Source organism: Sphingobacterium sp. LZ11T8, assembly GCF_024261425.1.
In the GTDB taxonomy this organism is placed as follows: domain Bacteria; phylum Bacteroidota; class Bacteroidia; order Sphingobacteriales; family Sphingobacteriaceae; genus Sphingobacterium.
Map to the genome: position 1 here is coordinate 379,442 of NZ_JANBZY010000005.1, position 20,555 is coordinate 399,996.

The following is a 20,555-nucleotide window of genomic DNA, read 5'->3' on the forward strand; positions in this document are numbered from 1 at the left end:
ATTTAGTATTTAGACAAGGCCGAGATACTTAATTTAAGGTTAACAAATTGATAAAATGTCGTTTATCCTTATTTAAAGAAATGTTGAATACCTTTTTTTAGTACTAATACTTAATACTAAGAAATGCATAATTATAAAGAATTGAAGCTCTGGGTGAAGGCGATTGAATTGGTTTCAGATGTTTATAAAATAACTTCTGATTTTCCAGATAGAGAGAAATATAACTTAGTGAATCAAATTCAACGGGCAGCAATTTCAATTCCTTCAAATATTGCTGAAGGAGCAGGAAGAAATTCCAATAAGTCATTTGTTCAATTTTTGGCAATAGCCCATGGTTCGACTTATGAATTGGAAACACAGTTAATAATATCAAAAAATTTAGGTTATTTATTAGATATCGATTTAGACAGATTAATTAACAAACTATATGAAGTCCAAAAAATGAGTTTTGTTCTTCAGAGGAAATTGAAGCAGCTCTAGGTCTAACTACTAAATACTAACTACTAAATACTAAAACATGGAAGCATACATTGTAGCAGGATTTCGTACAGCAGTTGGGAAAGCTCCTAGAGGGGGATTTCGATTTATGCGTGCGGATGATTTGGCGGCGGATGTAATTAAGCATTTAATGGCATCGGTTCCAAATGTAAATAAAGAAGATATTGACGATGTAATCGTTGGAAATGCAATGCCGGAGGCGGAGCAAGGTCTTAATATTGGGCGTTTTATCTCCCTGATGGGATTGGATACCGATAAGGTTCCTGGGTTGACGGTAAACCGTTATTGTGCCTCTGGATTGGAAACCATTGCTACGGCAGTGGCGAAGATCAAAACCGGAATGGCGGATATGATCATTGCCGGTGGGGTAGAGGTGATGTCGGGAATGCCATTTGGTGGCTGGAAGATCGTACCGAACGCCGTGGTCGCTAAGGAACATCCGGATTGGTACTGGGGAATGGGACTTACGGCGGAAGCAGTTGCCACAGATTATAAGGTGTCAAGGGAAGATCAAGATAAATTTGCCCTGAAGTCAAATGAAAAAGCTGTTGCCGCGATCAAAGCCGGTAAGTTTAAAGATGAAATCGTTCCGATCAAGGTGAAAGACAACTTTGTGAAGGACGGCAAGATCACTACAAAAGAATATGTGGTTGATACAGATGAAGGTCCACGCGCTGACACCTCTTTGGAGGCTTTGGCTAAGTTAAGACCGGTGTTTGACGCCAAAGGATCCGTGACTGCGGGTAACTCCTCTCAGACTTCGGATGGTGCAGCCTTTGTACTGGTGGTTTCTGAGAAGAAAATGAAGGAATTGAACCTGACGCCGATCGCTAAACTGGTATCGTTTGCCGTTGCTGGTGTGCCACCGCGTATCATGGGTATTGGGCCCATCTATGCAATTCCAAAGGCATTGAAACAGGCTGGTTTGAAACAAGAGGATATTGACCTTTTTGAATTGAACGAAGCATTCGCTTCTCAATCGCTGGCCGTAATCCGTGAACTGGGATTGGATGAAGAAAAGGTGAATGTTAATGGTGGAGCTATTGCATTGGGTCACCCACTGGGATGTACCGGAGCTAAATTGACCGTTCAGGTGCTGCATGAGCTGAAACGCAGAGGCAAGAAATATGGTATGGTTACCATGTGTGTGGGTACAGGACAAGGAGCTGCAGGTATTTTTGAACTACTGTAGACAAAATAAACTAACAAAATATAAAACAGAAGAAGGTGCTTGTTCACTTATTCTAAATCAAAAAGAATATCATGAGCGAAGAAGTAAAAAATAAAGCAATCAAAGGTGGTGAGTTTGTCATTCGTGAAACTCCGTACACTGATATTTTCATTCCTGAAGAGTTTGATGAGGAAGCGAAAATGATCCGTCAAACCTGTATTGATTTCTTGGATACAGAGGTTCTCAATAAATTGGAAAGAATCGATGCCCAAGAAGAAGGATTGATGCAGAGCCTAATGGACAAATCTGGAGAACTGGGTATGTTGGGCGTATCGATTCCAGAGCAATACGGTGGTTTCGGTAAGAATTTCAATACGTCCATGTTAGTGGCTGATGCTGTTGGAGGAGGTTTCTCCTTTGCCGTGGCCTTATCTGCCCATACAGGGATCGGAACCTTACCAATCCTGTATTACGGGAATGATGCGCAGAAAGATAAATATATCCCTAAGCTGGCAACAGGTGAGTGGAAAGCTGCTTATTGTTTGACAGAACCTAACTCAGGTTCCGATGCAAACTCTGGCCGTACCTCAGCGAAGTTGAATGCTGAAGGAACCCATTACTTGATCAATGGACAAAAGATGTGGATCACCAATGGTGGATTCGCAGATGTATTCATCGTTTTTGCCAAGATTGATGATGATAAAAACTTAACGGCATTTATCGTAGAAAAGGATTTCGGTGGTATCACCATGAATCCTGAAGAGCATAAATTGGGTATCAAGGGGTCTTCAACCCGTCAGATCTTCTTCAATGACTGTCCTGTTCCAGTAGAGAACATGCTTTCTGATAGAGAGAACGGATTCAAGATTGCGGTGAATATCCTAAACATTGGTCGTATCAAGCTTGGAGCAGCCACCATCGGTTCTTCACGTGCCGTATTGACCACTGCGATCAATTATGCCAATGAACGTGTACAGTTCAACTTGCCAATTTCAAAATTCGGTGCCATCCGTTATAAATTGGCAGAAATGGCTACCCGTCTATTCGCGAATGAATCGGCTGCATACCGTGCCGGACAGAATATCGATGATGCCTATGAAGCATTGATCGCATCTGGAATGGACGAAGCAAAAGCAAAATTAAAATCTGTTGAGCTGTTTGCCATTGAATGTGCGATCATCAAGGTATGGTGTTCAGAGATGTTGGATTATGTGGTGGACGAAGGTGTTCAGATCTATGGAGGTATGGGTTATTCCGCTGAAGCTCCTATGGAAAGAGCTTACCGCGACTCCCGTATCAACAGAATCTTTGAAGGTACGAACGAAGTCAATAGACTATTGGTGGTGGATATGTTGTTGAAGCGCGCGATGAAAGGTGAGTTAGACTTAATGGGACCTGCTCAAGCTGTGGCAGGAGAACTGATGTCTATTCCTGACTTTGGTCCTGAAGATGAAACTCCTTTTGCTGCAGAAAAGAAAATCGTTGCCAACTTGAAGAAAGCGGGATTAATGATTGCTGGTGCTGCGGTTCAAAAACTGATGATGTCCTTGTCCAAAGAACAAGAAATCCTGATGAATATTGCTGATATTATCGGCTATGTATATGTTGCAGAATCGGTATTGTTGCGTGCAGAAAAACTGCAGCATACGCAACCGGGAGAGCATGCAGACTATGCAGCTGATATGGCTAAAGTATATCTATATGGAGCGATTGACAAAGTCAATGCTGCCGGTAAAGAAGCGTTAAATTCCTTTGCAGAAGGGGATGAGCTGAACATGATGTTGGTAGGTCTTCGTCGCTTTACAAAAGCACAACCGTTCAATGTCAAAGAAGCTCGCCAGAGAATTGCGAAGAAATTGATTGAAGAAAATAAATACTGTTTCTAAGTATTAAAGGTTGATTATGATTAAAGCCCCAGCATTGGGGCTTTTTCTTTTTTATAGCCCCTCATTTTAGCAATTCACATTGCTTTATCTTAACTTTAAGATTCATACCGATGATTTGAAAAGTTACGATGCCATCATTATAGGATCCGGACCCAATGGACTTGCTGCCGCCATCACCCTACAAAGACAAGGGTTAAGCACCTTGCTTGTAGAAGGTGCCGATACAGTAGGAGGCGGGATGCGAACCAAAGAACTTACCCTTCCAGGTTTCAAGCACGATGTATGTTCGGCAATCCATCCCATGGCTCTTGGATCACCTTTTATGCGCTCATTGCCGCTAGAGGATTTCGGCTTGGCTTTCAAAATCGCGGATTTTCAGGTTTCCCAACCCTTAGACTCTGGTCGAGCCGTCGTATTACATCAGGACATGAAGCTGATGCAGCAGGAGCTAGGGCAAGATTATAATGCTTATCAGGCACTATTGTCACCATTTGTCAAAAATTGGGACTCCCTTTCGAAAGATCTTCTCGGACCTTTAAGGTTTCCTAACAATCCATTGTTGATGGCCAAGTTCGGTTTATCAGGATTGCGCAGTGCGCACGCCATTGCCGATCGATTCCAGACCGTTGAGGCTAAAGCCTTATGGTCGGGATTGGTGGCCCATGGCATCTTACCCTTCAATAAATTGAGTACAGCAGCGATTGGGATGGTGTTAGGGACGTTGGGGCATCAAGTCGGCTGGCCAATTCCAGTCGGTGGATCCCAAGCAATTGCTGATTCCATGTTGGCTTATTATGAATCACTGGGAGGAGAACTGCAGCTCAATTTTTGGCTCGAAGATGTACGTGATCTACCAAAACATAAGGTGCTGATCCTTGACCTCACACCACTGCAGATATTAAAGATTAAAGGCTTAGATCTTCTGGAGGGCTATAGGAAGCAATTGGAAGCCTATCGTTATGGCATGGGGGTCTTTAAAATGGATTGGGCATTATCAGATCCTACTCCCTTTAGTGATGGTAGAAGCCAGTTTGCCGCTACGGTACATATTGGGAATACCTTTGCAGAAATTGCAAAAAACGAATTGGATACCTATAATGGCAAATTAGTGGACAGGCCATTTGTCTTATTCGCGCAGCCAAGCAAATTTGATCCGACCCGGTCACCGGAAGGAAAACATACAGCTTGGGCATACTGTCATGTCCCCCATGGTTCTTTTGCAGACCGCAGTGAAGCTATCGAGAATCAGATTGAAAGGTTTGCTCCGGGTTTTAGGGATACCGTTCTGGCAAGGTCATCTATGAATACCGGGCAGCTGGAACAATACAATCCAAATTACATCGGTGGAGATATCAATGCTGGTCAGATGGATATTATGCAGCTGTTCACTAGGCCAACCAAATCCTTGACACCTTACCGCACTTCCAATCCCAATGTTTATATCGGTTCTTCTTCAACGCCACCTGCAGGTGGTGTTCACGGGATGTGTGGGTACCATGCTGCTCGAATTGCATTGAAGGACCATTACCACATCAAAATAAAAATTTAATTATGGCAAAGATCGTATTGGCGGGAGGCACCGGGAATTTAGGCAATTTATTGATCAGTATGTTTAGAGAACAGGACCATGAAATCATCGTGCTGAGTCGGAAGCGTATGGTCAAGCACCATCCAAAGCTAGACTTTGTATATTGGGATGGCGAAAACCTTGATTCCTGGCAGAAAGAACTGGAAGGTGCCGATGTGCTAATCAACCTCTGTGGACTTTCCATCAATAGAAGATTTACCAAGAAAAACAAAGCGTTGCTCCGCAGCTCGAGGTTGGGTCCAACCAGGTTGTTAGGTGAAGCGATATCCCAATTGGAAAATCCGGTAAAACTCTGGATCAACTTTTCGGGCGTTTCCATTTTCAATGGCGGCACATCTCTAAAAGATGAAACTTCAAAGGAATATTCCAATGATTTCCTAGGTTCCTTGGCGCAGGATTGGGAAAAAACCTTCTTAGCTGCCCATACGCCAAATACAGAAAAACTGATCTTGAGGATGAGTCCCATCCTGACCAAGAAGTCAGGTATGTTTGCTGAGCTATACCCATTGGCAAAGATGGGCTTGGCTGGACAGGTAGGAGATGGAAAGCAAATGATTGCTTGGATTCATGAAGCCGATTTTGTGGGAATGATCGATTGGATCATCAAATCAGACCATCGAGCCGATATTTACCATGCCTGCAGTCCTAATCCGGTAAGCAATGCCGAGTTTATGCAAAAATTAAGGCATGCATCAGGCGTTTCGTTTGGTTTGCCCCTGCCAACCTTCATGGCCAAGATGGGAGCATTCGTAAAAGGAGTGGACTCTTCACTCCTGTTGGAAAGCGTTCCGGTAACAACTTTATTAACTTTAAAAAATGGCTTTCAGTTTAATTTTCCCTATCTTCAGCCCGCATTTGATCAATTAATTAAATCATCAACTTAAACATTTTATGTCTGCCAAAACATTTGAACTCTCTGAGGATTGGGTAGTTGTTATCTTGGGATTCGGAATCATTGGGCTTGCCCTGCTTGGTTTCGTAGTACCTGTTCCATCTTTCGGCTGGTCAAACTCTACTGAACTCACTTCAAAAGTACTTTCTGGATCCAATTTAGGAGCAATGGGCCTGCAATTCATCTTAGTCTACGTAACGGCTATCTTAGGAGCCCTCTTGCTCAAGAAAAGCCTCAAGGCATTGCTGATAGTATTTCCGATTATCTATGTCCTGACCCTTTTTGCCTTGGTATTGGCTGGAAATTCAGGTGTTAAGAGTTTCAATCTAGAGGCAGTGATATTCAGTTTGGCTATCGGCTTGATCATCAGCAACTTCTTCAAGTTGCCCGATTGGTTCAAAGCAGCCCTGAATACCGAGATGTATGTCAAGATCGGATTGGTTCTTTTGGGTACAACGGTCATATTTGGCGATATCTTAAAAGCGGGTTCATTAGGCCTTATCCAGGCTCTGGTTGTAGTCGTGTCCGTTTGGTACTTTGCATTCTGGATCTGTAAGAAATTCAAGATCGATAAAGAAATGTCCCTGATGCTTTCCAGTGCAGTTTCGATCTGTGGGGTATCCGCTGCGATCGCAACTTCGGGAGCAATCGAAGGTGACAATAAAAAACTATCTTATATCATCTCATTGGTGTTGGTGACTGCCGTGCCGATGATGATCTTTATGCCTTATCTAGCTGAACTTATGGGGCTATCCCAAGAGGTTACGGGTGCATGGTTAGGTGGTAGTATCGATACGAGTGGAGCAGTTGCCGCTTCTGGAACCCTAGTGGGTGAGGAGGCGCTAAAGATCAGTACCATCGTGAAATTCTCGCAGAATGTACTTTTGGGTATTGCGGCATTCTTCATCAGTATCTACTGGACCTATTCCAAATCTGTAGATGATAAAACCAAAAGGGAAAAACCAACCTTGAAATTGATCTGGGAGAGGTTCCCGAAATTTGTGGTCGGCTTTGTATTTGTTTCCCTGATGTTCTCCTTTGTGGTTTCACCCGAAACCACAGCATCCATCAAAGATAGTTTAAAGAGTGTTCAAGGACTTTGGTTTGCCATTGCTTTTACCTCTATCGGTCTGGAAACAAACTTTAAGGATCTGTTTAAACAGGACAATAAGAAACCTCTGTATGCTTTCTTGATTGCTCAAACTTTCAATATCATTGTAACCCTGGTCTTAGCCATCGCTTTGTTTGGTTAGTCCTTGAAATCCACAATATACAAGCCTCAATCATCGTGATTTGAGGCTTTTTTATTTCTGTTTATCCATGGGAATATTTAAAATAATTTGTGCAAATTCAGGTCTGAAATCATCATATACATGAAGAGAAAATAGCATGGACGAAAAACAGTTGTTGCAATACTATAAAGAAACAGGCAGTTTGGATGCGCTAGGCAAGCTATATGCTCCATACATGTCCTTGTTATATGGTGTTTGCTATAAGTATCTTCAGGATGCCGAGCAAAGCCAAGACGCGGTCATGCAGATTTTCGATGAGCTAATAAATAAGTTGCGCGTGTATGAGGTGGATAATTTCAAGAGTTGGGTTTATGTATATGCGTGCAATTTTTGCTTAATGCAGCTAAGGAAAAACAAGCAGATTACGAAGGTTGACATCGAGGAAAACCTCTATGAATCGGAGAAGATGCTTAACGATGATGATGAAAAGAAATGGGGGGAGCAAGACTTTGAAAAATTGGAATCCTGTATCGCGGGCCTGAACCAAGAACAGGAGCTTTGCATCCGAATGTTTTATCTGGAACAGAAATGTTATAAAGATATCGCCGAACAGACGGGACATGATATAGCCAAAGTAAAGAGCTATATACAGAACGGCAGGCGGAATCTTAAAATTTGTATGGAGAAAAAGTAATGGAAAATAATTATCAATTAACGCGGATTCACAATTACGTCATGGGACTCATGAGTAAGGAAGAGATGTACGAGATGGAACGTGAAGCCTTGAACGATCCTTTTTTACAGGATGCTATCGATGGATACAAACTCCAACAAGGGGTAGATTCCCATCAGTTGAGCATTTTGCAGCAACGATTGGCCAAGAAAATCGAAGCCAAAGCGGAGGATAAAAAGAGAAGATTCTATAACTGGCAAAGGTTGACGGTTGGGATGGCTGCTGCGGTTTTATTCTTGGTGGCGTCCTCACTGATCCTATTTAAATATATCACCCATCAGAAAACAGAACGGAATAATGAAGTTATTTTGATGGAACATGAGATGCATGTGCAGTCTATGCTTATGGAAAATGCCGATGCAGTACCAATTGGAGGCTGGGAAAAATTCAATGAAGAACTGAATTCCGAATTAAGGGACATTCATGACAGGGGGAATGTGCAGGTAACTTTCGATCTAACCGATGGGAAACCTCAAAATATCCGAGTGACCTCCTCTAGCAATAAAAATTTAGATGCGATTATCTCGACGTTTATTGAACAAAAAGTAAGATGGACTGGAGAAAATGGGGGCGTGGCAATAGCGGTTGAATAATATAGTAATGGGTATAAGTAAAAGGTCAAGGATATTTTCCTTGACCTTTTTTATTGCTTATTCTTCCCAACGGATCTTATCCTCGATCGGGCTTCTAACCGGCTCTCTCGGTTCTGATTCATGGTGTCCCATGTAGAAAAATCCGATACAACGTTGATTTTCCTTCAGGTTCAAGAATGGACCGATATGATTGATCAATCCAGGAGTAGCCCAATATCCACCGATACCGATAGATGCTGCTGCCAACCACATATTCTCTACTGCACAAGCCGTAGCAGCTAATTCTTCCCATTCAGGAAGGTCACCAGAATAATCGACGATAATAGCTAAAGCAGCCTTAGATTGGGTCGCTTTTTTGGCCATATTCTGTTCAGTAGCCTCTGTATATTTTTCAGCTGGCGTTACCGACTTGTAGATTCTTGCTAATTCATCACCCAAACGGATCAAACCTTCGTTGCGGAAGACCACAAATCTCCAAGGTTGTGTGCGTTTATGCGTAGGAGCTGCATTTGCCGCTTCCAAAATAGTCAATAATTCCTCGCGGGTAACCTCTTGATCTGTATAGTTCGCCTGGAATACCGCTCTTCTGTACTCTATGTTCTTTAATACTTCGTTCTGTAGCATATGGTCTAAATTTCTAGTTTTATTGTTTTTATTATGAAAGTTCTTCCCAAAGGGCTGCGATGTGTAAGATGGTCAATACGGCCTTTTGCATGTCCTGGATGGATACCCATTCCTGCTTGCCATGGAAGGCATGACCACCAGCAAAGATATTAGGACAAGGCAGTCCCATAAAGGATAACCTAGACCCATCTGTACCACCACGGATACTTCTTTTTTCTACCTTCATTCCTGCGCGTTCGATCCCCATCATGGCGATCTCTACCACTTTCGTATCCTTATCCAATACCTCTTTCATGTTGCGGTATTGCTCGCTAACTTGAAATGAATAGCTTGCTCCTGGATATTTGGACAATACTTCCTTAACGATTGCTTCCAATTCAGCCTCGTGTTCCGCTAATTTTTTGGTGTCGTGGTCACGGATGATAAAGTTCAAGGTCGCCTCCTCTACTGTACCTTCCATATTGGTCGGATGTACAAACCCTTGCTTAGCATGGGTTGTTTCTGGAGATAAACGATCCTTAGGAAGGCTATCTACAATGTCTGCAGCAACCTTGATCGCATTGATCATTTTTCCTTTTGCATAACCAGGGTGAATGGAAATTCCATCAATCTTGATCTTCACGCCATCAGCAGAGAAGGTTTCATCTTCCAAGGTTCCTGCTCTTTCCCCATCCATGGTGTAGGCATATTCAGCACCCAATTTCTTCAAATCAACATGGTCTACTCCACGTCCGATTTCTTCATCAGGGGTAAATAAAATCTTGATATCGCCATGCTTAATTTCAGGGTTGCTCATCAAGATGCGGGCAGCATCCATAATTTCTGCCACTCCAGCTTTATCATCGGCACCTAACAGGGTTTTTCCACTGGCAGTTACGATATCATTTCCGATTTGTTCCTTCAGATCAGGGTGATCGGCCATGCGGATCACGATTTTTTCATCATCGGGAAGAACAAGGTCTTGACCTTGGTAATTCTGGTGGACCAAAGGCTTAACATTGGTTCCGGAAGAATCTGGAGAAGTGTCTACATGTGAACAGAAACAGATAACAGGCACCTGTTTGTCGGTGTTCGAAGGGATAGTGGCATAAACATAGCCTAAATCATCCAAATGAGCGTCTTCAATGCCCATAGCTTTTAATTCTTCGACCAATATCCTGCTTAAGTCTTTCTGTTTTTCTGTAGAAGGTACTGTACTTGATTGCGCGTCAGATTGGGTGTCAACCTGAACATATTTGATAAAATTTTCAGCAACCTGAAAATCATGAATCTGATTAATTTCCATTTAACAAAACTACAAATTTATTACCCTCTTAACTAAAATCACTGCCATTAAATCGTAATATATGGCTGTATGCATGCGAGCTTACTTTTCTAAAATTTTAAATTTTCTTTAGAGATCATTTTGACCTTATTCGAGACACATTCGGAATTTTCGCAATATGCCTCGAATAATGGTAAAAGGAGTCTCGAAGGGATGTTCCTGAAAAATTTTAAAGATATCCTTTCCAGTGTCAACCTGAGAAGTAAAAATTTGCGCAGAATTTATTGGAAGGTTATGACAGCAAGTTGGTAATGAAAATAAATTAGCTCTTTTATTTTTTTAAATATAGAACCCCTTTTTGGGTTCCATTATTTTAGCTGCCATGGCACGTTAGCCTGGAAGTCGCGCAAAAACGATGTTCGATTAATCGAACATCGTTTTTGCATTAGCCCTTTATTGTTTACCATCCATGCTAAAATAATTCTGCCCTTCTAGGGCAGTTTGTCGCAAAGAAGAGATTTTTTTGGAAAACAAATATGTTCCTTAATGGCTAGAAACACATTTCTATTAAACTTATCATTGGTAGGCAGGAAGGTTCTCGGAACCATACAAATAATCGCATTGGCGTACAGTTCCTGTAACGAAGGTACAGGATGACAAAGTCTTTAAGAGAAGAACCGTACAGATTCTTCACTAATCATTCAGAATCAAAATGCGCTAAAGAGGTATTCAGAGCGAAGCGAAGAATCTATTGTTTTTAATTTTTGGAATGTTGTCATCGTGAGCACCGCGAACGATCTATTTTATTTCTTCAAGAAGCATTATTGAAAATTATTTCACCAACGCTATGGGTTCACCATTTCAAACATCCTAATTCTACAAAGATGTCACCCCCGGCTCGGGGTTTTTAATAAGATATACAGAAAAAACAAAACAGGTAGAATACTCATTCTACCTGTTTTGTTTTTTCTTCGCTACGAAAAGGAGCAAAAAAGAGTCTCAAATCTCATATCTCCCATCTCATATCTCCCTTATTGCTTATCCACCCATCCAAATACCTTGTCCAAGATACCAGAGTTTCTGGCCCCGCCAATGTTTTTACGGATTTTTAGCTCTTGGTCAGCAACCTTGACGAACAGGCCATCGATAGCTCTTTGGGTTACATAGGCAGTCAGGTCCGTTTCGATCTTGTTGCCTAATGGTAGGTTATTGTAAGCGCTGGTCAATTGATTCCAGTATGTTGAAACATTGTTTTTACCCATTGCAGATTGAATGATGGGGCTAAACTTGGTTGTCAATTCAGAGGAAGTTGTTTTTTTGAAATAATTGGTAGCAGCATCTTGTTGTCCGCTCAATAGGATATTGAAAGCATCGTTGACTGTCATTTTAGACAGAGAATTTACAAATACCGTTGAAGCTTCTTTCACAGCTGATTCTGCTGCATGGTTCATGCTGGCGATAAACTGATCACATAATTTATTCATCCCTACCGCGCGCAATGCAGATTCAACTTTCCTTGCTTCCTCCGGCATCAAGATCTTTACTGCGGCATCCCCTAGGAAACCATTTTTTACAGATAGTGTCTGTATACTTTGTTGCAGACCATTGTTCAAGGCTTGTTTGATACCTGTAGTGGCTTCTGCTTGGGTAATCGTTCCAGTAGTTTGACCGCTTTCAGAACTGCCCGTGTTGGGGTTTGTAGAACCTGTTCCTTGTGGTGGAAGGGTAATTCCTGCTTGGTTCAAGGTTTCACAGCCACTGATAAAAAGGCTGGCACTAAATAGGCCAAGTAGGGTTATGCTTTTGAAATGTTTCATGATTCAAAAATAGCTAATTCATAAGTAGAATGTTATAACAATTATGAGATGAATATGTTGTATCGGCCCGAAATATTGTGTAATTGTATCCGGTAACGCCTGCCGTTTGGTCTTATATCCTTTAAAAAGAGAAGAACTGAAAACAAAAAGGGCTCCTCAGTTTAGTGAAGAGCCCTTTTCTTGCTCAATATTTTTTATTTCCAGTTCAATTCTGCGATGACAGGGAAGTGATCTGAAGGGAATTTACCCATATAGGTATCGGTCAAGATACCATATTTACGCACTTTAAATGGTTTTGTGATAAAGATATGGTCAATTCTTGCTTTCTCTTGGATGTTCTTGCCCCAAGCATTGAAGGATGAATTTGGTTCGTATTTAATCTTAGCCAAATCGTAGACGTCTTGCACAACACCGCTTTTTGCAAGGGTGAAATATGCTTCATTGGTCTCATCGATATTGAAATCCCCAGTTAAGATCAATGGAAGGTCTTTTGCAAACTCCTTCGCTTTGGCAAGGATCAATTTAGCACTTTCTCTACGTGCTTCAATCCCAACGTGATCAAAATGCGTATTCATAAAGATGAATTTCTTGCCATTTGATTTGTCCTTGAAAATACCCCAAGTACAGATTCTAGGTAAGGCAGCATCCCATCCTTTGTTAGGTTTTTCCGTATCGGTAGGGGATAACCAGAATGTTCCACTTTTACTCACCTCGAAACGTTTTGTATCATAGAAAATGGAGGAATGTTCACCTTTATCAGCACCATCATCACGACCTACACCGATGTATTTGAAGTCAGGCAAATCAGCCGACATATCATTCAACTGTTCTTTAAATGCTTCCTGAACACCGAAGATTTCAAATTCATGGAATTTGATCAGGTCAGTCAGGTGCGAATAACGGTCTTTCCACAGGTTGCCTACATCACTGTCGGTTTTCATCCTGATATTGAAAGTGGCAACATTCATTTTCTGTGCATAGGAGAGTCCCATGCATAGCACTAGGCTTAGGCTGATTAATAGTTTTTTCATCTTATTTGTTCAATAATGTTTTTAATAGTTCAGGTTCATCTGTCGTGATAAAATCAATTTTTTGATCAATAAAGAATTTCATGTCCTCTTCTTTATTCACGGTCCAAGCATTGGTTTTCAATTTCAGTGCCTTGAATTCCTTGATCAAGTTCGGGTTCTTTTGGAAGATGCTGAAGTGGTAATCTACCCCAGTTAATTTAGCTGCTTTTACCTCTGCTGGAGATTTGTCGCCATTTAAGTAGTGAACCTTGATCTTTTTGTCAAGTTCTCTGAATTTCAGGCATGCATCCCAATCAAAGGCAATGAATTCCACCATTTTTTCAGCTTTAAGTTTTTTGACAAGGGCCAATGAAAGTTCCACGTTTTTCATGGTTCTTTCTTTACCAAGCTTACTTGTTTTCAATTCATAGATCAATTTAGTTCCCTTTTGTTTCAAACCTGCTTTTAAGTATTCTTCAACAGTTGGGAGGGACTCGCCATTATCGTGTTTTTTCGCCAATAACTCTTGATAAGTAAGGTCTTCGATTTCTAGGCCATGGAAATCATGGTCATGATTTACCACCAATACATCATCTTTAGTAAGGTGCACATCAAATTCACTTCCCCATGCTCCTTGAGAGATTGCAGCATCTAGGGATGCAATTGAATTTTGAGGAACTTTGCTGTTTTTCCATGCTCCGCGGTGAGCGATAATGGAAGTCTGTGCAAATAATCCTACATGGATAATCATGGTCATAGCTACTAAAAATACCTGTTTTTTCATTTTATTTTATTCTAATTATTTTAAATATATAATGTTGGCAACAGAACGCTGGCCTTCATGGTCAAATTTCTTGTTGTCCGATGGGTAATTGACGATGGAATTGCTGCCTTCTCCCTTGATGTACAGGGTGCTGCTGCCGCCGCCATCTAGGTTCATCGCATCCTTTGCTCCAATCCACTTCAATACTTGGCTCAATTCCTTTAGGTTCATTCCATTGGCCATATTGCTTCTACCGTCAACAACCATTAAGATCAATTTATGTTTTGAACTGATGGCAATAGCCGTGCGAGGATGGCGGTTGTCGTTGAATGCATTCTTTGCGAGTTCTGCATATTGCCCTTCAACCAATAGGAGAGGTCCGGCAACCATAATGGATGGAGCTTTGGACTCTTCTACGTTTTGTTTTGTGTTTTCTTGGATCCTCAGTTTCTTCTTAGATATGCTAAAAACAGCATTTGCCCGAGCATTGGGTTTAACTTTGGACTGACTCAGTATTTGGTTGTTCAGTTTGAGATAGTCGACCGAACCGCCGTTTTTCATGTCAAAGAAAGAGGCATTGATGGCGACTAATGCTTGGTTTTGTTCCGCAAAGCTAGAGGTTGGTATTAATTTGGAAGGTTCTGCGGCAATATGTATGTTTTTGTGGTATTTGTGCAGGTCGATTTCTACCCAATTGATTTCTTGGACCGCATTGAATAGGTTTTCAAAATGGCCTTGATACCAAATGATGCCTTTTTTGATTTCTTTCTTATTCCAGTTTGCATGGGTAATTTGAACGGAGTCTTGTTCTTGGCTGAAGACTAGGTTAGGAAATAAGAATAGGCAGAATACAGTAATATGAATTAGCTGTCTGAATTTCATTCGGAGCATGTTTTTATGAAACATGTCCCGAATTTACCCAATTAATATTAAGATATTATTAATTTATCGATCTCCGTTCCATTCGCTATAAAATTGTTGCAGAAATGACTCCATGTGTTGGTGCCTGCCCAGAGCGATTTTCTTGGCAGTCGAAGTGTTCATTTTATCTTTTAGCAACAACAGTTTTTCATAGAAATGGTTGATGGTTGGAGCCGTTGTGTTTTTATAGGCTTCCTTGCTTTGGTTTTCCAGAGCGGGGATTTCAGGATTATAGATTTCCCTGTTTTTATAACCGCCATAGTTAAAAGCACGAGCGATGCCTATGGCACCGATCGCATCGAGGCGGTCTGCGTCCTGAACGATTTCCAGTTCCTTGGAGTGAAAACTGACTTCGCCTAAAGATGCTTTATAGGACATGTTCAAAATAATATTTTGTACATGTTCGATGGCTATATCGTCGACTTCAATGGATTTCAAGAATTCGCCAGCTACCCTAGGACCGATGCTTTCATCCCCATTGTGGAATTTACTGTCTGCAATATCATGCAACAGGGCAGTCAATTCGCATACAAAGGCATCTGCTTCCTCTTCTTTCAGGATCAGTTTGGTATTGTTCCAGACGCGGAGGATATGCCACCAATCGTGGCCAGACTCCGCATCTTTCAGTTTATCTTCGACAAAAGCAGCTGTCTTTAGAATGAGCTGTTCTTGCTTATCTGTCTTTTGAGCCATCGTACAATTCGTATTGCAATAATCTACAGTCTAGTTTACCATTGAAAAACTCGAATCTTCTGGAAGCTTTCAAGCCAATTTTCTTGGCCAGGTCTGGATTTCCAGTGAAGATATAGCCACGGTATCCTTTGCAACTCTGTTTCATGAAATCGCCGATTCGGGAATAGGTGATCTCCAGTTTGCTATGTACACCTAGGCGCTCGCCATATTCAGGGTTGAACATGATGACACCATCGCCTTCAGGAATAGTAGTTTCTGCAAAATCACAGGTTTCAAATTCGATCAGATGTTCCACACCAGCGGTACGGGCATTGAGTCTGGCAATTTCAACTGCATCGGCAGAGATATCAGATGCAATAATATGGGGAAGGTTAGTCTTGTCGGTGATATCCTTTAATATACGGCGTTCCTCGAAGAAGACCTCCTCATTGTATCCGATGAAGTGCATAAAGGAATAGTTCATGCGTTGCAAACCAGGTTTACGGTTTTGGCACATTAGGGCAGCTTCGATAGCTAAGGTACCTGAACCACACATCGGGTTTACGAATGGGGTTTTGCCATCCCATTGGGTTGCCATAATGGTTGCAGTCGCCAAAGCCTCCAACATTGGAGCTTTCCCAGGATGTTTTCTATAGCCGTGCTTAGCCAAGGTTTCCCCAGAAGTATCCAAGAAGATTTCAGCGCGGTCTTCCATCCAATGCAGGTGGATAACTGCACGATTTAGGTCTGGACCTGAATTCGGGCGCATCCCTTTTTTATCTTTGATACGGTCTACGATGGCATCCTTGACCTTTACGTTTGCAAAGAGCGGTGTGGTAATGGTCTCGTTGTGGACATGGGATGTTACCGAAAAGTATCCATCGATCGGGATCAAATCTTCCCATGGAATAGTCACTAATTGTTTATAAAGTTCGTCTGCATTATGGGCTCTAAATGATTTTAATTCATAGAGAACCTGACTCGCAATACGTAAGTTTAAGTTTAACTTGATGCATTCATTTACAGAGGCTTGTAGCTCTACACCGGTGTTGAATGCACGTTTGATATCAAATCCCAATTCACGGATTTCCTGTTCCAAATAAGGGGACAACCTACGGTTGCAAGTAACGATTACCTTATTCTGTTTGTTGAAAACTTCTGCCATATTTGTGCAAAGTTACTTATTCTCTTAGCAAAAAATGTTTAATTTTACGGTTTAATAAATAAGTTATGGAAATAAGAGGAAAAGTACATGAGATAGGGGCGACGCAACAAGTAACAGAGTCTTTCAAGAAGAGAGATTTGATCGTTGCCTATGCTGAAAACCCACAGTTTGTAGAGTACATTCGTTTTGAGTCGACACAGGACCGCGTCAACATATTTGATAACCTAGCTGTTGGTGATGAAGTTGAAGTATCTTTCAATCTACGTGGTCGTCCTTGGACGAATAAGGATGGAGTGACAACTTATTTTAACTCCCTAGTAGCATGGAGAGTCACTAAAGTAGCGAATACCGCTCAAGCAGCTCCAGCACCAGGTTACGCAGACATGCCACCGGTAGATATATCTGCAAATTCATCAGATGATGATGATTTGCCATTCTAAGGTTTACAGATAAAACAAAGAAGGGGTTTCAATAAAGAAACCCCTTCTTTGTTTTAGATATGAGATGTGAGATATGAGACTTGAGATATCAACCGGGATATTAAATGGCTATATCATTTGTTGAAAATATCTCTTTTTTCCCCAACCCATAGTACGTGAAATTTCTCATATCTCACATCTCATATCTCATATCTCCTTCCCATTCTCATCATACAGCCCTATCAACAGGCTATTTCCGTTTTCGTCGATTTTTAGACCGCCATATTTGGCTTTTTCGTAGCGTTGGCCAGTTCCTTCTTCGAAGAAATAGGATTCTGCGCCAATATTGAGCAGCCAAGATTTAGGTCGGGTGTATTCGATCAGGAATTCGCCTGGGTTCAGGGGTTCTCTGTTAGGCTGGCAACGGATGCTTTTTCCTACTTGGTTGTTGTCAACTTTTAAGACAACGTAGCCGCGCTTAGGGATGCTATCTATGACGAAGTTATCCTGTATCTCGTAGGCCAGTCGCATGTAATCGCCCTGCATCAGGGACCTTGGATCAACGGGCGCCAATTCCAAAAGGACCAGCTTTCCATTTTTGAGGATATCTTCTTTTTGTCGGATGCTGTAATTGAAATAGATCAATAAAGCGATCAGATTAGTGACTATGATAATAATGCTAAGCTTTTTCATGTGAAATTGATTTTTTGAAGATCATAAGGTACAACAGCAGGAAAAATACGCCAGAGACAAACATGGCAATGGATTTTTTCAATAAACTGATGTCAAGATCGTAGTAAAACATTCCGATGAAATAAATAAAAGCAATAATGCCTAGGGCAAATCCGGTTTTGTAATTGACCTTGAAGCTTACTAACAACAGTAATAAGGATCCGGAAATTGCAGGACTCATAGCCGTAAACCCTAAACATATCAGGACGACTAAGGAAATAAAGATTTTCTTGCCAATTTCTTCGCAAAGGAATCGATTGAGCAAGCAGTTAATGAGCCAAAGCGTCATAGCGATCAATACGCCGGAAGTTGCCCAATCAATAATCCAAGCGTTTGGCATATAGTTCGGACGACTGCAATAATAAAGACAGATCAAATAAGAAAAAACCAAGCCTGTGCGGATTGCCAAATAACGCTTTCCTTGAATTGCCTTTCGTTTCATCAATTTACCTTCGTTGAAAGTGAAATAAATGAAAAGGATGGCGACTAGGACCAAAAGGGCATTGTTTAATTCTGGGACCTCTTTGTAGCTAAAGTAGGCTAAAAAAGTACCTGTAGAAATGAGGATAGCACAAAATGTCAGAATATAGCTCCTGCTGATGGTAATCGTGAGGATTGCAAGTGCTTGGTAGACGAATAATGGCACATCTGTGTAGCCGTCGAATTTACTATAGCCCATTCCAAACAGAATAAAGCTGAGTAGATAGATGCAGACAGATAAGGTGTCGAATAGGACACGGTCATATTTTTTGTTGATCCAGATGGCAGCAATAAAGAATATTCCAGATAGGATAAACAGCGGGATGTGATTGGAAGAGAAGTTGGCCAATTCCAAAAACAGTAAAAATGCACCTGTAGCTAGGATGCCTCCAATAACGGACAGGACCTTGATGGTCATGGATTGGCTATGCCTATCTTTAAGCAAGTCCCTGTTTATTGCGGCTTGGTCTATGTTTAGTTCTCTTCCAATCGTGCCTTGTACTTTTAGAAGAGCTTCTTGGGTTTGATTATTTTCCATGATTCCTCCTTTGCATTTTTATAAGGTTCCAGATAACGAGGCTGACGGTGACAATGAGATATACTGAAATCAATAGATACATCTGCATGCCATCGTAAATCTTCAACAGTACGGATGCGAAAATGATAATGCAGCTGAAGGGTATTAATCCCATATAGAAGGGATTGTTCTTTTTATTCCCATACCAAAGACCTAAGCCATAAAATAGGAGAGTTGCTCCAAGAATTACTGGCATGTCATAGTATCGGTTCTCCATAATCCAATAGATGTTGCTATAGATGGACCAGACTGCAGCTGTTAATCCTAGGATATTGTTGAAATAGGCAGGAATTTCCCCTTTTTTCTTTTCGTTGATCCAGATGCAGACTAAAAGAAAGGCTGCGTTTAAGACAAACAGGCCTGATGACAGGTAAATAAAATCCCAATACCTAGCCACCTGTTCGTAGTAGAGGAATATGCTGAGGTTAACGAGGCCTAAATACATAAGCCAGAGTGGCGGGAATTTGGATACCCATACCCAAAGGCTAATGAAAATGGTCCATGCAAGGAAAAAGTCATAGGCATTGGCCCCCGTTTGGTAAACCTGCCCGAAGACGGCAAACATCACTCCGACTAGGAGGGAAGCAGCGGTTAAGATGATATCCTTGAACAGTTTGTTGGTTTTGAGGGTCAGGCTCAGGCTGGTCGTGATAATGACTAAGCCTTGTACGATCCCCAGTTTGACGAATTTATCGAGGTCTTCCCAATTGTAGGCGAAGAAAAAGACAATTCCGGCGGCCATGAAGCCGACTCCCAATGCCAATAGGACGATCTGTGTAAACCGTGCCCAGGCGTCTTGTTTGGGGTATATATATTCTTCCAGAGACTGTTGGAGTTCGTTTTCCTTGATGTCGGAATGAACGGAGAGCAGCTCTAGGTCTTTTCTTTCTAGATCTTTCATGCGAAATCTATTAAGTTTCTAACGTGAAAATAACAATTAGTGTAAAAATCCCTGCAGGCCAATTGCTCGACACTGCAGGGCAACCGCTAAGTTATATGTTTTCTTCTTTAAATAATTTAGCGTCACGGGTGTTTTTCTGAACAGCAATGGCTGAGAAAACACTCAGGATAAACGACATGGCGTAAAACCCCTTTTCACTTAAGAATAGATCGGCATTCCAAAGGCCAATGATCAATAAAATAATAGAGGCCAAGGTGGCAAACCAACTGATGCCGTAATATAGTTCGGTCACTGCAAGACCTTCTGCGCGGTCCCGAACGCTTTTTTGAACGGATATGACGGCGAATAGTCCGAAAAGCAGGATGACAAGGTAGTAGCCTTTTTCATTGAGTTCCATCGTTGCATTCCATAGTCCGATGCAGTAACCGAAGATGCCAGTTAACATGGCGATCCATGAGGCCCCTACAAAGGCTGCCGTTGGTTTGAAAGACTTTCTGTTTTCGTCTGTGTGTTTTAATGGAGTTAACATCTCCTCAGTTTTGTTATTTAGCGGTTCCATTTTTTTTTGTTTTTATGATTAATACTGACCCAAAGGTCGGGTTCAAACTTTGCCTGTG

At 41.5% G+C, this 20,555-nt stretch carries 21 protein-coding genes; 9 read left to right on the plus strand and 12 right to left on the minus strand.

Features of this window, described 5'->3' with window-relative positions; all coding sequences use genetic code 11:
• Positions 1-123 precede the first annotated feature (123 nt).
• The 8 genes from NLF99_RS14160 to NLF99_RS14195 all read left to right on the plus strand — a co-directional run bounded on the left by NLF99_RS14160 (position 124) and on the right by NLF99_RS14195 (position 8,593).
• Positions 124-480 carry a four helix bundle protein gene (locus NLF99_RS14160; RefSeq protein WP_254529064.1) on the plus strand — a complete coding sequence of 119 codons (357 nt, stop codon included), beginning with the start codon at positions 124-126 and terminating at the stop codon, positions 478-480.
• 37 nt (positions 481-517) lie between these two features.
• Positions 518-1,690: an acetyl-CoA C-acyltransferase gene (locus tag NLF99_RS14165; protein WP_185213962.1), complete on the plus strand. Its 1,173-nt coding sequence runs from the start codon at positions 518-520 to the stop codon at positions 1,688-1,690.
• Between the two features lie 71 nt (positions 1,691-1,761).
• Positions 1,762-3,555 (plus strand): acyl-CoA dehydrogenase family protein, encoded by a 1,794-nt coding sequence (locus tag NLF99_RS14170; protein WP_254529066.1) that lies wholly within the window; start codon positions 1,762-1,764, stop codon positions 3,553-3,555.
• A 115-nt stretch (positions 3,556-3,670) separates the two neighbouring features.
• Positions 3,671-5,104: an NAD(P)/FAD-dependent oxidoreductase gene (locus NLF99_RS14175; protein WP_254529068.1), complete on the plus strand. Its 1,434-nt coding sequence runs from the start codon at positions 3,671-3,673 to the stop codon at positions 5,102-5,104.
• Between the two features lie 2 nt (positions 5,105-5,106).
• Positions 5,107-6,027 (plus strand): TIGR01777 family oxidoreductase, encoded by a 921-nt coding sequence (locus NLF99_RS14180; protein ID WP_254529070.1) that lies wholly within the window; start codon positions 5,107-5,109, stop codon positions 6,025-6,027.
• Positions 6,028-6,034: 7 nt separating this feature from the next.
• The gene (locus NLF99_RS14185; RefSeq protein WP_185213966.1) at positions 6,035-7,288 is read left to right on the plus strand and encodes a YeiH family protein; all 1,254 of its coding nucleotides are present in this window, start codon (positions 6,035-6,037) and stop codon (positions 7,286-7,288) included.
• Between the two features lie 136 nt (positions 7,289-7,424).
• On the plus strand, positions 7,425-7,961 hold the full coding sequence (locus NLF99_RS14190; RefSeq protein ID WP_254529072.1) for an RNA polymerase sigma factor: 537 nt from the start codon (positions 7,425-7,427) through the stop codon (positions 7,959-7,961).
• Between the two features lie 50 nt (positions 7,962-8,011).
• A complete protein-coding gene (locus NLF99_RS14195; protein WP_254529074.1) occupies positions 8,012-8,593 on the plus strand; it encodes an energy transducer TonB in 582 nt (193 codons plus the stop codon).
• Positions 8,594-8,650: 57 nt separating this feature from the next.
• Here the strand turns inward: NLF99_RS14195 and NLF99_RS14200 are convergent, their stop codons facing one another.
• The 8 genes from NLF99_RS14200 to NLF99_RS14235 all read right to left on the minus strand — a co-directional run bounded on the left by NLF99_RS14200 (position 8,651) and on the right by NLF99_RS14235 (position 16,829).
• A complete protein-coding gene (locus NLF99_RS14200; RefSeq protein ID WP_185213969.1) occupies positions 8,651-9,217 on the minus strand; it encodes a nitroreductase in 567 nt (188 codons plus the stop codon).
• Between the two features lie 31 nt (positions 9,218-9,248).
• Positions 9,249-10,502, minus strand: a complete 1,254-nt coding sequence (pepT, locus tag NLF99_RS14205) for a peptidase T (RefSeq protein WP_254529076.1) — start codon at positions 10,500-10,502, stop codon at positions 9,249-9,251.
• 1,010 nt (positions 10,503-11,512) lie between these two features.
• Positions 11,513-12,298, minus strand: a complete 786-nt coding sequence (locus NLF99_RS14210; protein WP_254529077.1) for a DUF4197 domain-containing protein — start codon at positions 12,296-12,298, stop codon at positions 11,513-11,515.
• A gap of 194 nt (positions 12,299-12,492) precedes the next feature.
• The gene (locus NLF99_RS14215) at positions 12,493-13,329 is read right to left on the minus strand and encodes an endonuclease/exonuclease/phosphatase family protein (protein ID WP_185217317.1); all 837 of its coding nucleotides are present in this window, start codon (positions 13,327-13,329) and stop codon (positions 12,493-12,495) included.
• A 1-nt stretch (position 13,330) separates the two neighbouring features.
• Positions 13,331-14,092, minus strand: a complete 762-nt coding sequence (locus tag NLF99_RS14220; protein ID WP_093101494.1) for a glycerophosphodiester phosphodiesterase family protein — start codon at positions 14,090-14,092, stop codon at positions 13,331-13,333.
• 15 nt (positions 14,093-14,107) lie between these two features.
• A complete protein-coding gene (locus tag NLF99_RS14225; RefSeq protein ID WP_254529078.1) occupies positions 14,108-14,953 on the minus strand; it encodes a phosphodiester glycosidase family protein in 846 nt (281 codons plus the stop codon).
• 63 nt (positions 14,954-15,016) lie between these two features.
• Complete coding sequence (locus tag NLF99_RS14230) at positions 15,017-15,685, minus strand: HD domain-containing protein (protein WP_254529079.1); 669 nt, start codon at positions 15,683-15,685, stop codon at positions 15,017-15,019.
• The gene (locus NLF99_RS14235; protein ID WP_093101489.1) at positions 15,666-16,829 is read right to left on the minus strand and encodes a class I SAM-dependent RNA methyltransferase; all 1,164 of its coding nucleotides are present in this window, start codon (positions 16,827-16,829) and stop codon (positions 15,666-15,668) included. Before NLF99_RS14235 ends, NLF99_RS14230 begins: the two co-directional genes overlap by 20 nt.
• A 65-nt stretch (positions 16,830-16,894) precedes the next feature.
• Here NLF99_RS14235 and NLF99_RS14240 point away from each other — a divergent pair, with 65 nt between their 5' ends.
• Positions 16,895-17,269, plus strand: coding sequence for a DUF3127 domain-containing protein (locus NLF99_RS14240; RefSeq protein WP_093101488.1), 375 nt, complete (start codon positions 16,895-16,897; stop codon positions 17,267-17,269).
• A gap of 186 nt (positions 17,270-17,455) precedes the next feature.
• On the opposite strand, the gene NLF99_RS14245 is transcribed toward NLF99_RS14240, so the two are convergent.
• The 4 genes from NLF99_RS14245 to yiaA form a co-directional block, all read right to left on the minus strand.
• On the minus strand, positions 17,456-17,941 hold the full coding sequence (locus NLF99_RS14245; RefSeq protein WP_254529080.1) for a GDYXXLXY domain-containing protein: 486 nt from the start codon (positions 17,939-17,941) through the stop codon (positions 17,456-17,458).
• Positions 17,928-18,998, minus strand: a complete 1,071-nt coding sequence (locus tag NLF99_RS14250; protein WP_254529081.1) for a DUF4401 domain-containing protein — start codon at positions 18,996-18,998, stop codon at positions 17,928-17,930. The genes NLF99_RS14245 and NLF99_RS14250 overlap by 14 nt, the downstream gene beginning before the upstream one ends.
• Positions 18,988-19,938, minus strand: a complete 951-nt coding sequence (locus NLF99_RS14255) for a DUF2157 domain-containing protein (RefSeq protein ID WP_254529083.1) — start codon at positions 19,936-19,938, stop codon at positions 18,988-18,990. Before NLF99_RS14255 ends, NLF99_RS14250 begins: the two co-directional genes overlap by 11 nt.
• Positions 19,939-20,029: 91 nt before the next feature.
• A complete protein-coding gene (gene yiaA / locus NLF99_RS14260) occupies positions 20,030-20,497 on the minus strand; it encodes an inner membrane protein YiaA (RefSeq protein WP_254529085.1) in 468 nt (155 codons plus the stop codon).
• Between the last annotated feature and the right edge of the window lie 58 nt (positions 20,498-20,555).

What these genes read in the sequence shown, in the direction of transcription:
- NLF99_RS14225 (WP_254529078.1), bottom strand. Translation starts at nt 14,953, where the DNA reads ATGAAATTCAGACAGCTAATTCATATTACTGTATTCTGCCTATTCTTA.
- yiaA (WP_254529085.1), bottom strand. Translation starts at nt 20,497, where the DNA reads ATGGAACCGCTAAATAACAAAACTGAGGAGATGTTAACTCCATTAAAA.
- NLF99_RS14210 (WP_254529077.1), bottom strand. Translation starts at nt 12,298, where the DNA reads ATGAAACATTTCAAAAGCATAACCCTACTTGGCCTATTTAGTGCCAGC.
- NLF99_RS14165 (WP_185213962.1), top strand. Translation starts at nt 518, where the DNA reads ATGGAAGCATACATTGTAGCAGGATTTCGTACAGCAGTTGGGAAAGCT.
- NLF99_RS14195 (WP_254529074.1), top strand. Translation starts at nt 8,012, where the DNA reads ATGAGTAAGGAAGAGATGTACGAGATGGAACGTGAAGCCTTGAACGAT.
- NLF99_RS14250 (WP_254529081.1), bottom strand. Translation starts at nt 18,998, where the DNA reads ATGGAAAATAATCAAACCCAAGAAGCTCTTCTAAAAGTACAAGGCACG.
- NLF99_RS14180 (WP_254529070.1), top strand. Translation starts at nt 5,107, where the DNA reads ATGGCAAAGATCGTATTGGCGGGAGGCACCGGGAATTTAGGCAATTTA.
- NLF99_RS14170 (WP_254529066.1), top strand. Translation starts at nt 1,762, where the DNA reads ATGAGCGAAGAAGTAAAAAATAAAGCAATCAAAGGTGGTGAGTTTGTC.
- NLF99_RS14235 (WP_093101489.1), bottom strand. Translation starts at nt 16,829, where the DNA reads ATGGCAGAAGTTTTCAACAAACAGAATAAGGTAATCGTTACTTGCAAC.
- NLF99_RS14245 (WP_254529080.1), bottom strand. Translation starts at nt 17,941, where the DNA reads ATGAAAAAGCTTAGCATTATTATCATAGTCACTAATCTGATCGCTTTA.
- NLF99_RS14185 (WP_185213966.1), top strand. Translation starts at nt 6,035, where the DNA reads ATGTCTGCCAAAACATTTGAACTCTCTGAGGATTGGGTAGTTGTTATC.
- NLF99_RS14230 (WP_254529079.1), bottom strand. Translation starts at nt 15,685, where the DNA reads ATGGCTCAAAAGACAGATAAGCAAGAACAGCTCATTCTAAAGACAGCT.
- NLF99_RS14190 (WP_254529072.1), top strand. Translation starts at nt 7,425, where the DNA reads ATGGACGAAAAACAGTTGTTGCAATACTATAAAGAAACAGGCAGTTTG.
- NLF99_RS14160 (WP_254529064.1), top strand. Translation starts at nt 124, where the DNA reads ATGCATAATTATAAAGAATTGAAGCTCTGGGTGAAGGCGATTGAATTG.
- NLF99_RS14255 (WP_254529083.1), bottom strand. Translation starts at nt 19,938, where the DNA reads ATGAAAGATCTAGAAAGAAAAGACCTAGAGCTGCTCTCCGTTCATTCC.
- NLF99_RS14215 (WP_185217317.1), bottom strand. Translation starts at nt 13,329, where the DNA reads ATGAAAAAACTATTAATCAGCCTAAGCCTAGTGCTATGCATGGGACTC.
- pepT (WP_254529076.1), bottom strand. Translation starts at nt 10,502, where the DNA reads ATGGAAATTAATCAGATTCATGATTTTCAGGTTGCTGAAAATTTTATC.
- NLF99_RS14220 (WP_093101494.1), bottom strand. Translation starts at nt 14,092, where the DNA reads ATGAAAAAACAGGTATTTTTAGTAGCTATGACCATGATTATCCATGTA.
- NLF99_RS14240 (WP_093101488.1), top strand. Translation starts at nt 16,895, where the DNA reads ATGGAAATAAGAGGAAAAGTACATGAGATAGGGGCGACGCAACAAGTA.
- NLF99_RS14200 (WP_185213969.1), bottom strand. Translation starts at nt 9,217, where the DNA reads ATGCTACAGAACGAAGTATTAAAGAACATAGAGTACAGAAGAGCGGTA.